This window comes from Neisseria sp. HMSC070H10 (assembly GCF_001837635.1).
In the GTDB taxonomy this organism is placed as follows: Bacteria; Pseudomonadota; Gammaproteobacteria; order Burkholderiales; family Neisseriaceae; genus Neisseria; species Neisseria subflava_A.
The window spans coordinates 142,976-155,371 of record NZ_KV833385.1; the positions used below are offsets into that span (position 1 = coordinate 142,976).

General features: G+C 49.6%; 9 protein-coding genes. 4 read left to right on the forward strand and 5 right to left on the reverse strand.

What is annotated here, in order from left to right; all coding sequences use genetic code 11:
- Window positions 1–55 precede the first annotated feature (55 nt).
- Window positions 56–538, forward strand: a complete 483-nt coding sequence (locus HMPREF2606_RS09395) for a hypothetical protein (protein ID WP_070843562.1) — start codon at window positions 56–58, stop codon at window positions 536–538.
- 60 nt (window positions 539–598) lie between these two features.
- Here the strand turns inward: HMPREF2606_RS09395 and HMPREF2606_RS09400 are convergent, their stop codons facing one another.
- Together HMPREF2606_RS09400 and HMPREF2606_RS09405 are read right to left on the reverse strand one after the other, a co-directional pair.
- Window positions 599–793 carry a YbdD/YjiX family protein gene (locus HMPREF2606_RS09400; RefSeq protein WP_049343946.1) on the reverse strand — a complete coding sequence of 65 codons (195 nt, stop codon included), beginning with the start codon at window positions 791–793 and terminating at the stop codon, window positions 599–601.
- Window positions 783–2,864 (reverse strand): carbon starvation CstA family protein, encoded by a 2,082-nt coding sequence (locus tag HMPREF2606_RS09405; protein ID WP_070843563.1) that lies wholly within the window; start codon window positions 2,862–2,864, stop codon window positions 783–785. Before HMPREF2606_RS09405 ends, HMPREF2606_RS09400 begins: the two co-directional genes overlap by 11 nt.
- 330 nt (window positions 2,865–3,194) lie before the next feature.
- Between HMPREF2606_RS09405 and HMPREF2606_RS09410 the strand changes: the two genes are divergently transcribed.
- Window positions 3,195–3,938: a pseudouridine synthase gene (locus HMPREF2606_RS09410; RefSeq protein ID WP_036493902.1), complete on the forward strand. Its 744-nt coding sequence runs from the start codon at window positions 3,195–3,197 to the stop codon at window positions 3,936–3,938.
- A gap of 60 nt (window positions 3,939–3,998) precedes the next feature.
- On the opposite strand, the gene alr is transcribed toward HMPREF2606_RS09410, so the two are convergent.
- Window positions 3,999–5,057 (reverse strand): alanine racemase, encoded by a 1,059-nt coding sequence (alr, locus tag HMPREF2606_RS09415; RefSeq protein WP_070843564.1) that lies wholly within the window; start codon window positions 5,055–5,057, stop codon window positions 3,999–4,001.
- A gap of 215 nt (window positions 5,058–5,272) precedes the next feature.
- On the opposite strand from alr, the gene HMPREF2606_RS09420 reads away from it, so the two are divergent.
- The gene (locus tag HMPREF2606_RS09420) at window positions 5,273–5,734 is read left to right on the forward strand and encodes a winged helix-turn-helix transcriptional regulator (protein WP_079453694.1); all 462 of its coding nucleotides are present in this window, start codon (window positions 5,273–5,275) and stop codon (window positions 5,732–5,734) included.
- A gap of 572 nt (window positions 5,735–6,306) precedes the next feature.
- Window positions 6,307–7,644, forward strand: coding sequence for a GTPase/DUF3482 domain-containing protein (locus tag HMPREF2606_RS09425; protein ID WP_070843565.1), 1,338 nt, complete (start codon window positions 6,307–6,309; stop codon window positions 7,642–7,644).
- A 74-nt stretch (window positions 7,645–7,718) separates the two neighbouring features.
- On the opposite strand, the gene HMPREF2606_RS09430 is transcribed toward HMPREF2606_RS09425, so the two are convergent.
- Entirely contained in the window at window positions 7,719–9,125 is a 1,407-nt protein-coding gene (locus HMPREF2606_RS09430) for an efflux transporter outer membrane subunit (protein ID WP_141762191.1), read from the reverse strand.
- A 56-nt stretch (window positions 9,126–9,181) separates the two neighbouring features.
- Window positions 9,182–12,394 carry an efflux RND transporter permease subunit gene (locus tag HMPREF2606_RS09435; protein ID WP_070843566.1) on the reverse strand — a complete coding sequence of 1,071 codons (3,213 nt, stop codon included), beginning with the start codon at window positions 12,392–12,394 and terminating at the stop codon, window positions 9,182–9,184.
- Window positions 12,395–12,396: the final 2 nt, after the last annotated feature.

Genomic DNA, 12,396 nt, shown 5'->3' on the forward strand with positions numbered 1-12,396 from the left:
GCTGTTGGGGAAGGGCTTTTTTGCAAAGGTCTCACTCCATTTCAGGTACCCTATTATGTCTCCTAACCGTATCCTTGCAACCGCATTCTTGTTTGCATCTGCATTTGCCAGCGCGGATGTCCATATTGATGAAAGTATTCCTTACCGCGATGAAGAAGAAATCGATACCCGTATCATTTCTGAGTGTTTACAAATTGGCAACGTCATGTCCAAATCTTTGCAAGAAACTGCAGCCAAAAGTGATGTCTCAGTTGTCCGTGACGGTAAAAAACAAGGCACATACGCAGATATCGCAATTACTTCCGCCATGAGCGCAGGCAATGCCTTTATCGGTCACGCCAAAGGTATGGCTGTTTCAGCCACTTTGTATATTGACGGCAAACAAGTTGGCAAAAAAACCTTTACCCGCAATTCTTCCGGCGGTATGTTTGGCGCTTATAAAAGCTCTTGTGCCGTCTTGAACCGTACTTCCAAAGTATTGGGTTCTGACATTGCCCAATGGGTTGTCCGCGAACAAAAAAACGCTCAAGATAAATAATTTATCGAACTAAAAAGGCCGTCTGAAAGTATTTTCAGACGGCCTTTTTTCATGCCTTCATTAACAACAGCGTCCGCCGTTGCTACCGCAACGGCGTTTGCGGCAGTAGTCTTGGAATTGCAGCTCGGTCATGACCGGCGCATTGGGATTATGTTTGCGCTGGCGGGCAACGTAGTTTTCATAATCTGGGACACCGGCCATCAAGTTTGCTGTCAACTTGATGGTTTTCCACCAAGATGCGAGCTTATGCTTCATGCTGAGCCTCCGGCTGTTTACCGTCGCGGTACACTGCTGGAATTTCTTTAGCAGTTGGCCAACCGACTTTGCGGGCTTTCATGGCGGTACGGAAACCGTACACGGCGACAATCACGACAACTGCCAAGAACAAAGCAGTCAGACCAGCATTGATTTGGTCGTTGAAGATGATTTGTGACATTTCGCCAATGTCTTTAGCTGGGGCAAGGACTTCGCCTGAAGCCAAGGCATCGCGGTATTTGCCTGCGTGAGCCAAGAAGCTGACGCGCGGATCGCTGTGGAACAGTTTTTGCAAACCGGCATAGCAGGTTACGAACAATACGCCGACAGCAGGAACCAAGGTTACCCAAATATAGCGGTCGCGTTTCATTTTCACCAATACAACGGTACACATAATCAACGCTACGCCTGCAAGCATTTGGTTGGCGATACCAAACAACGGCCAGAGCGAGTTAATACCGCCCAGAGGGTCGGTTACGCCGGTATAGAGGAAGTAACCCCACAATGCCACGGCAAAGAATGTGGCAACCAAGTTGGCAGGGATAGAGTCGGTGTTACCGAATGGTTTGTAGAAGATACTGCCCAAGTCTTGAATCATGAAACGGGCAACGCGTGTACCGGCGTCAACCGCGGTCAAGATGAACAAGGCTTCAAACAGCAAGGCAAAGTGATACCAGAACGCCATCATGGCTTCGCCCGGAATCAGACGGCTCATGATGTGTGCCATACCGACTGCGAGGGTTGGTGCACCGCCTGCACGGGACAGAATGGTGTTTTCGCCCACTTCTTTAGCAGTGTGCAACAAGGTTGCGGCATCAACAGGGAAGTTCAGTTTAGTGGTGATGACTTCGGCAGCTGTGTTGGCATCTGTACCAATCAGCGCGGCCGGGCTGTTCATTGCGAAGTACACGCCTGGATCAAGCGAAGCGGCGGCAGCCAGAGCCATAATGGCCACAAAGCTTTCCATAATCATGCCACCGTAACCGATCATGCGGACGTGGGTTTCGTTTTCCACCATTTTTGGTGTGGTACCTGAAGAAATCAGCGCATGGAAGCCTGAAACCGCACCACAAGCGATGGTAATGAACAAGAATGGGAACAATGCACCGGAGAATACCGGGCCTGAACCGTCAATAAAGTGGGTAACTGCAGGCATTTGCAGAGTCGGGTTAACAATAACGATACCCAAAGCCAAAGCTGCAATCGTACCGATTTTCAGGAAGGTAGACAGATAGTCGCGTGGAGTCAGCAAGAGCCAAACCGGCAATACGGAAGCCACGAAACCGTAAATCATAATCGCCCAAGTCAGCTGAATGCCGTCAAGGTCGAACCAATGGCCGAAGGAGCTGTGTGCAACATCTTCACCGTAAATCACGGCCAACATCAGCAAAATAAAGCCGACGATGGAAATCTCGCCAATTTTGCCCGGACGGATATAACGGGTGTAAATACCCATAAACAGCGCAATCGGCATAGTTGCTGCGATGGTGAACGTACCCCAAGGGCTGTGAACCAATGCTTTCACAACAATCAGCGCCAACACCGCCATAATGATGACCATAATCATCAAAATACCGATGGATGCAATCACGCCTGGGACGGTACCGAGTTCTTGTTTCACGATATCGCCCAAAGACTTACCGTCACGGCGCATAGAAACAAACAGTACCATCATATCCTGTACGGCACCGGCAAATACCACGCCGAAGATAATCCACAAAGTACCGGGCAGATAACCCATTTGCGCTGCCAATACAGGACCAACTAGAGGGCCTGCGCCGGCAATGGCGGCAAAGTGGTGGCCGAACAGTACGCCTTTATGTGTGGGCACATAGTCCAAGCCGTCATTGTGGCGTTCTGCCGGAGTCAGACGGTTAGGATCAAGCTGCATCACACGGTTGGCAATGTAAAGACTATAGAAACGGTAGGCAATGCAGTATACCGAAATGGCGGCCGTAACCATCCAAATCGCACTGACTTGCTCGCCACGGCTGAGAGCTAAAGTAGTAAAGGAGGCCAAGCCTACCAAAACCACAATGCCCCAGATCAAAAATGATTTGAGCGATTTCATTGATTTATCCTTAAAACGTGATGCACCAAGGCTTGCTTTAGCGACAAACTGCCTTAATGCGCTTCAGAAAGACCAGTCATTATAGTCTTCATGATTTCATGAGTGGAATGTCATTTCAACCCCAATTCGACTGAAAACAAAATGATTAGTTCGTCCGTAAGGTTAACACAAACAGACAATATACCCTTCATTTTTTACTTCAAAACTAAATATTCCTTAACATATAGCAAACGAAAGGCCGTCTGAAAACCCAAATATTCAGTTTTCAGACGGCCTGACAAACGGTCAATGCTATAATCCGATATTCCCATTTCTCTATATTGCCATACCATGCAAAACAACGATTCCGAAACCATGCGCCTCTCCAAACGCATGGCGCAATTAGGCTTATGCTCGCGCCGCGAGGCAGACAGCTACATCGAGCAAGGCTGGGTCAAAGTAAACGGCCAAACCGCCGTACTCGGTCAAAAAGTCACCGAGCGCGACCGCATCGACCTCAACAAACAAGCCCATGAAAAACAAGCCGCGCGCGTAACCATCCTGCTGAACAAACCTGTCGGCTACGTCAGCGCGCAGGCAGAAAAAGGCTATAAATCTGCCGCAGAACTCATTACCGCCGACAACCATTGGGAAGGCGACGACAGCCGTATCCCTTTCAGCGAAAAGCACAAATTCGGCTTAGCCCCTGCCGGCCGCCTAGATATTGATTCTGTCGGATTATTGGTACTCACTCAGGATGGCCGCATTGCCAAACAGCTGATTGGCGAAAACAGCAGCAGCGAAAAAGAATACCTTGTCCGCGTCCGTGGCAAACTGGATGATAAAGGCCTCGCCCTACTCAACCACGGCTTGAGTTTGGACGGCGAAAAGTTGCGCCCCGCCAAAGTTGAATGGCAAAACGAAGACCAGTTGCGCTTTATTTTGCGACAAGGAAAAAAACGCCAAATCCGCCGCATGTGCGAACTGGTCGGCCTGCGTGTCGTCGGTTTGAAACGCATCCGCATGGGCAAAGTCAAACTCGGCAGACTGCCGCCGGGCAAATGGCGTTATTTACGCGCTGACGAATCGTTTTAATTGCAGATAACAAACAGGCCGTCTGAAAACATATTTCAGACGGCCTGATCTTTATACTGCTTACTCGATATAAGTAAACTTCGCACGTTTGATATTGCAGAGGATTTCGTACGGAATCATACCGGCAACTTCAGAAACTTCATTGATATTAATTACATCACCCCAAAGCTCGACTTCTGCGCCCAAACCCTCTTTCGAGGCTTCCAGCTCAACCGTAATCATATCCATAGATACCCTGCCGATAATACGGCTGCGTTTACCATCAACAGCCACAGGGGAATTAGTAGAAGCGCGACGCGGATAACCGTCGGCATAGCCGCAGGCAATCAAACCGACACGGGTAGATTTGCTGGTGTAGAACGTTGCGCCGTAACCAATCGGAGAATGCGGTTGCAACACACGCTCGCCGAAAACGCGGGAAGTCAGGCGCATAACAGGTTTCAAACGCTCATCCACGCCGCCGAAAGGCGAAATACCATATAAGGCCAGACCGGCACGTCCCCAATCGCGCCGCGCTTCAGGCACGTTCAAAATCGCGGCGGAATTGGCCAAGCTCTCTTCACCTTCCAAACCCTCACACGCCAAATCAAACGCTTCAAGCTGCATTTCGGTCATGCCGTTTTCCGGTTCGTCCGCACAGGCAAAATGGCTGAATTTCACAATGTTTTCAACTGATTCGGATTGTTTCAATGCAGTATAGGCCGCAGCATAATTATGCGGAAAGAAACCGGCACGGTGCATACCTGAGTCCATTTTCAGCCATACGGTTGTCGGGCGTTGCCACTCATGATGCACAAACGCCTCCAGCTGCCATTGACTGCCGATTGCCGGCCACAAATCATAACGGTCAACATCCGCATACTCCGCAGCCTCAAACACGCCTTCCAACAAAACAATTGGATTATTAATGCCGTTTTGGCGCAGCTCCACACCTTCATCTACCGTTGCCACCGCAAAGCCGTCGGCAATATCCGCCAACGCGTGTGCACATCTGACCGCGCCATGCCCGTAAGCATCGGCCTTAATCACAGCCAACAATTTATTGCCGTGCAACTCTTTGAGAAAACGATAATTTTGACGTAAATTATCCAAACGGATTTGCGCATTGAGTGGACGCATAATGTATTCCTCTTATCGGCATTCCGTTTCAGACGGCCTGCCCTATTACTTTGAAGCAAATATTATAGGTCAAAAACTACACAGGATTCCATGAAATACACAAGAATAATCTATTCATAATTTAGACCTCATGCGCGCCTTTAGCATTTATGCTTCTTCTCAGGCTGTTTTAAGGTTATGATTCAATCCAGATGAAAACGACAGACATCAAGGCCATGAAAGAACTCGACAAAACCGACTTAAAAATTCTCAAGCTCCTACAACAAAACGCACGTATCCCCATGACCGAATTGGCTGAAAAAGTCGGCCTCTCCACCACGCCGGTAACCGAACGCGTCCGCCGCTTGGAACGCGACAACCTCATTACCGGCTATCACGCCCATCTGAATCCTCATGCTTTAGGTCAAAGCCTCTTGGTCTTTGTCGAGCTAAAACTGCGTTCCAAATCCGGCAATATTTTTGAAGACTTCAAACGCGAAGTGCTGAAGATTCCGCAAATTCTGGAATGCCACTTGGTCTCCGGCGAATACGACTACCTTATCAAAGTCCGCCTGCCCAATATGTCCGCCTATCGCGATATGCTCGGCAATATCCTGCTGCAACTGCCGGCTGCGTCCGAAAGCCGCAGCTATGTTGTCATGGAAGAAGTCAAAGAAGAAGTAGTATTAGACATCTAATTCTATTCAACACACAAAGGCCGTCTGAAAGATTACAACATTCAGACGGCCTTTATTTTAAATAGGCAAAAAAATGCACACATCCGACAGAATGTGTGCCAAGTCTACAAAGGAGAAATAGAGGAGAAACTATTAACTGACTACTCGAACCAGCTAACGGAACGAATTATGCAACAAGATATTCAACTGCGCAAGTATTTTTCTTGTAAAGTTTCTTAATTATTCGATTTACAGATCTTAAATGTAATCATATTTCAATGCAGATAAAAAAATGCGCATACCGTTTTGATATGCGCCAAGTCTACAAAGGAGAAATAGAGGAGAAAAATCAAGCTGCATCAAGCAACTCAACGGCGCGAATTATCCTAGCCTTCTACCCTCCTGTCAACTGTTTTCCTATCTATTTTCAAGTATTTTGCCAAAAAACAACAAATCCGTTATTCCCCTCTTTTTCTTGCTATTTTCGCCCATATATAAAAAGAATTTAGGGCCGTCTGAAACATATATTGCCACTAAAGATAAACGGCTCCATACTCACACATTCATAGTCCATATCAACCCAACCCACAACCATGACCACCCCACTTTCCCTTGCCGTTGTCGGCCATACCAACACAGGCAAAACCTCGCTCTTACGTACGCTTTTGCGCGACAGTACCTTCGGCGAAGTGAAAAACGCGCCATCCACCACGCGCCATGTCGAAGAAGCCCTCATCAACGACGGTGACGACAGCTTGGTTTACCTCTATGATACACCCGGCCTTGAAGATGCAGGCGGCGTGTTAGACTGGCTGGAAACCCATACATCCGCACGCGATGACGGCATTGAACGCATCCAGCAATTCCTTAGCAATCATGAAGCGCATCACGAGTTTAACCAAGAGGCCAAAGTGCTGCGCCAAGTCATGCAAAGCGATATGGCAATGTACGTCATCGATGCGCGGGAACCCGTCCTCGACAAATACAAAGACGAGCTGACCATTTTGTCTTGGTGCGCCAAGCCCATCATGCCCGTGTTCAACTTCACCCAAAATCAAGACCTGACCGCTTGGACCAATATGCTCGCCCGTCGAACCCTGCATGTTTACGCCGGTTTCGATACCGTTGCGTTCGACTTTGAAGGCGAAATCCGATTGTGGGACAACCTTGCCACCATGTTACCTAAGCGCGACATCCTCGACCGCCTCATCAATATGCGCCGTCGCGAGTGGCAACGACTGGATACGGAAGCGCGCCGTGAAATTGCCGATTTTCTGCTGGATGCCGCCGCATTCACCCAAGAAATTGCCGAAAACGACGACCCTGCCCCGACTTTGGAAGTTATGCAATCGGAAATCCGCCAACTTGAGCGACAAATGCAACAACGCCTGTTCACACTTTACCGCTTCTATCACGACGAAGTCGGCAATGACAGCACATGGATGCCCAAAGCCTTCAAACAAGACCCGTTTGACAGCGAGTTGCTCAAACATTACGGCATCCGTACCGGCACCGGTGCAACCGCAGGCGCACTCATCGGCTTAGGCTTGGATATTGCCACACTTGGCGGCTCGCTTGGTTTAGGTACGGCCATTGGCGGCCTGTTGGGCGGTATTTTGCCCAATGCCCAAGACATCACCGACAAAATCAACGGCCGACAAACCCTGCATACCGATCCGGAAACCCTTACCCTGCTTGCCGCACGCGCACTGGATTTGTTGCACGTCTTGCAAACGCGCGGCCATGCGGCTCAATCACACATCGAGCTAAAAGAACGCAAAGCGCCCTGGAATGCGGCCAAATTGCCAAGCGAACTCAACAAAGCGCGCAGCAACCGCAAATGGTCTTCGCTCAACACACACCAGCCCGAAGCCAGCCGTAACGAACGCGCAGCCTATGTCGCCACTTTAAGCGAGAAATTAAAAGTTTAGAATTGCCGCATAACAAAAAGGCCGTCTGAAACCTAAATGTTTCAGACGGCCTTTTGATCTTAGCAGGCAAATACTTATTCGGCAGCTTTGGTTTCGCGTTTCAAACCGCCGCCAAGTGCTTTATACAAGTCGGCAAGATTTTCCAAACGGGTCAGCTGATTGGCCAAAAGAGCAGTATCCGCACTGTAACTGCTACGCTCGGCATCCAGCAAATCCAATGCGCTGGATACGCCATGTTTGTAGCGCAGGCTGATGAGGCGCAGGCTGTCGTTGTAGGCACGGCTTTGTTTGCTCAACGCTTCATAGCTTTTATCCAGCTGCTCGCGGGCAACCAAAGCATTGGAAACGTCTTTGAATGCGGATTGAACAGCGGCTTCATAAGCAACGATTTGTGCCTGTTGGCGCAGTTTGGCTACGTCAAGATTGGCTTTGTTTGTGCCCCAGTCAAAGATAGGCAGAGTGATTGACGGTGCAAAAGCCCAAATACCTGTACCGCTCTTAAACAGGCCGCTCAACTCGCCGGAAGCCGTACCGACCGAACCGGTCAGGCTGATGCGTGGGAAAAACGCCGCACGAGCCGCACCGATATTGGCATTGGCTTGTTTGAGCGCGTGTTCGGCCGCACGGATATCCGGACGGTTGAGCAACACGTCCGAACTCAAACCGGCAGGCAGTTTGGTCAATTTGAACTGCTTGCTCAAAGGCAAATCGGCAGGCAAATCTTCGGGCAAAGGTTGATTAATCAGCATAGCCAAGGAATTGCGCGCTTGCTCGCGGTTTTTCACCGCGGATGCGTAATCGGCTTTGGCCGATTCAATCAGTGCTTCCTGTTGGCGCAAATCAACGGCGGAAATCACGCCGGCCTTATGGCGTAATTGCGAGAGCTTGTAAGTCGCTTCACGGGTTTGCAACACACGTTGTGCCAATGCCATGGTTTCTTCCGCGTAGCGTTCGTTAAAGTAGGCTTTGGCAACGGTAGAAATCAAGGTCAGATGGGCGGCATCGCGGTTGGCGGCCACATTGAAATAACCTTGCAACGCGGCTTCACTGGTACTGCGAACACGGCCGAAAAGGTCAAGTTCATAAGAGGCTGCGCCCAAACCCACGCTGTATTGGCTGCTGATGCTGCCGCCGCTCAAGCTGCCTTGACGCGAACCTGTACCGCTGGCATTGACGGTTGGTAACAAATTATTACGCGCAATCATGTACTGTTTACGGTAGATTTCCGCATTCAGCGCGGCTGTACGCAAATCAGTATTGCGTTCCAATGCGATGTCGATCAGGCGGTGAAGGCGCGGATCGGCAAAGTAATCTTGCCAACCCAATTCAGCGGCACGGATACCGTCGTCAACGGTGTCGTATTTAAACGTATCGGCAACGGCAACTTGAGGCTGCTCATATTTGGGCATCATGGTACAGGCCGATAAAGCCACGGCGGCGGCAACGGCGGTCAGTACAGGTTTGAATGTAATCTTCTTCATTTTAGAATCCTTTAGCATTTTGAGGCCGTCTGAAAAGTTTTCAGACGGCCTTTGCTTTAGTGCTTGTCTGAATCGTGTTTACCGTCTTCAATCATGCCGGCTTCAGCGGCGTGTTTGGCGGCCATCTCATGCTCGTGTGCAGTTTCTTTAAAGAATTTGCGCACAACCACATAGAACAAAGGCACAAGGAACACAGACAGAATCGTACCGATCAACATCCCCCAGAACACGGTCGTACCAATCGCACGTTGGCTGGCGGAGCTGGCACCGCTGGCAACATAGAGCGGTACCACACCCAAGATGAAGGCGAACGAAGTCATGATAATCGGACGGAAACGCAGGTGTGCGGCGGCAAGCGCAGCTTCAAGCGCGCTCTTGCCTTGCGCTTGCAGGTCTTTGGCAAACTCGATAATCAAAATCGCGTTTTTCGCACTCAAACCCATCACCGTAACGAAACCGACTTGGAAGTAGATATCGTTGGCGTATGCCGGAATGCTGCCCAGCAGTGCTTCAAACATGTTACGTCCGGTTACGCCCAATGCCGCGCCAATCAAGCCCAACGGAATCACAAGGATAACCGCCAACGGGATAGACCAGCTTTCATACAAAGCAGCCAATACCAAGAATACAGCGGCAGCGGCCAATGCGTACAACACGACAGTTTGCGAGCCGCCTTTAGCCTCTTCACGAGACTGACCACCCCATTCCAGACTGTAACCGCCGCCCATTTCATCCACCATTTGCTGTACCGCAGCCATGGCCTGACCGGAAGATACGCCATTAACAGGCGAGCCGGAAAGCTCCATTGCCGGATAACCATTGAAGCGGACGCTTTGTTCCATACCGTTTTCCCAAGAAACAGTAGCAATGGTAGAAAGCGGTACGGCCACGCCGGATTTGTTCGGTACGGTCAGGTTCAGAATATCGGCAGGCTGCATACGGGCACTCGCATCAGCTTGTACCATCACGCGTTGCAGACGGCCTTGATTCGGGAAGTCATTGACATAAGACGAACCCAAAGAAGAAGCCAAAGCAGTACGGATATCAGAGAACGAAATACCTTGTGCGGCTGCGGCGGAACGATTGATGTCGATTTTCAACTGCGGCGCATCTTCCAAACCGCTCGCACGGACGGTACTTGGGTTAAACAAACCGCTTTTGCGCATTTTGTCAATCAACTCATTGCGCTTGGCCAATAATGCGGCATGGCCGCTGTTGTTACGGTCTTGCAGGTAAATCGTCAAGCCGGAGCCTGTACCCAATTCCATAATGGCAGGAGGCACAATCGCCAAACCGAAACCGTCTTTCAGCGTAGCCATCATCATGCCGGTCAACTTACCGGAAATAGAAGTCGCATCGCTGCCCGGAGCAGTACGTTCGCTCCAGTCTTTCAGAATGACAAAGCCCAAAGCCATGTTTTGGCCGGAACCGCTAAAACTAAAGCCGGAAACGGTAATAATGTTCTCGATCTCAGGTACAGATTTCGCCAGTTGAGTGATTTGAGCCAAAGTTGCATCGGTACGCTCTTTGGTCGCGCCGGCAGGCAGCTGTACGCTCAACATCAAGTTACCTTGGTCTTCAGTCGGCAAGAAGGAAGTCGGCAGACGCATAAACAGGAATACGCCCACAACAGTCAAACCAATATAGACAACCATCATGCGTAAAGTCTTGCGCAAGACTTTGGCAACCCAGCCTTCGTAGCCGTGTGTCCAGCTGTCGAATTTTTTGTTAAACCAACCGAAGAAACCTTTTTTCTCTTCGTGATGACCCTTCTGAATCGGTTTGAGCATGGTGGCACACAATGCCGGAGTCAGCGTCAAGGCAAGGAATGCGGAGAAGCCGATAGATGCCACCATGGTCAAGGCAAACTGTTTGTAAATGTTACCGGTTGCACCGCTAAACATTGCCAGTGGCACAAATACGGACATCAACACGGCAGTAATACCGATAACCGCGCCGGAAATCTGACCCATCGCTTTTTTGGTGGCAGCCTTAGGCGACAAACCTTCGCTCGCCATAATACGCTCAACGTTTTCAACGACCACAATCGCGTCATCGACCACAATACCGATCACCAATACCATCGCAAACATGGTCAATACGTTAATCGACATACCCATGTATGAGATAAAGGCAAAACCGCCCAACAGGGAAATCGGTACAACAATAGTCGGAATCAGCGTATAGCGGATGTTTTGCAGGAAGAGATACATCACCAAGAATACCAAAACAATGGCTTCCAAAAGCGTATGGATCACTTTCTCAATCGAAATTTCCACAAATTTGGAAGTATCGTAAGGAACTTTCCAGCTCATACCGTCTGGGAAATACTTCTGCAAAACCGCCATTTTTTCTTTCACAGCAGTCGCTGTTGCCAAAGCGTTACCGCTGTTAGACAGCATCACTGCCATACCGGTGGTATTCACGCCGTTCAAGCGGGTGGAAGAAGAATAGTCCTGCATACCCAAGCTGACTTTGGCAACGTCTTTCAGATAGACATTCGAGCCGTCGGTATTGGATACCAAAATGATGTTGCCGAACTCTTCAGCAGTGCTCAGCTGACCTTGCGCTGTAACGGTTGCTGAAATAGTCTGACCTGCAGCCGCCGGCAAAGAGCCGATAGAGCCTGCAGAAATTTGGATATTTTGAGTAGCCAGTGCGTTGGTTACCGTTGCAAAAGACAAGTTGTAGTTTTGCAGTTTTTTCGGGTCAACCCAAATACGCATGGCGCGTTGCGCACCAAACAATTGTACCTGCCCTACCCCGTCGATACGCTGCAGTTCAGGAATGATATTGCGCTGGGCGTAATCGTTCATTTCCTCAATGGATTGCTTTTCAGAAGAAAGCATGACCACTTGCAAGAAGTTGGAACGCGCTTTAGATACGGTTACACCATATTGCTGTACGGTAGAGGGCAATGTGGACAACACTTCCGACAATTTGTTCTGCACGTCTACCTGCGCCAAATCTTCATTGGTTTCCGGTGTAAACGTCAGACTGACGCTGCCGCTGCCGCTGGAATTAGCAGAAGTCGTCATATAGTCCAAACCTTCCACACCGTACATATTACGTTCGATAACGGCCAGTACGCTGTCTTCCATTACCTGAGCAGAAGCGCCCGGATAAGTAGCGCGCAAAGTAATGGTCGGTGCAGCAACGGACGGATATTGGGAAATCGGCAGTTTTTGAATGCCGAAAATACCCGCTGCGATGATAAAAATCGCAATAACCCATGCAAAAATGGGGCGGTCAATAAAAAACTTAGACATTC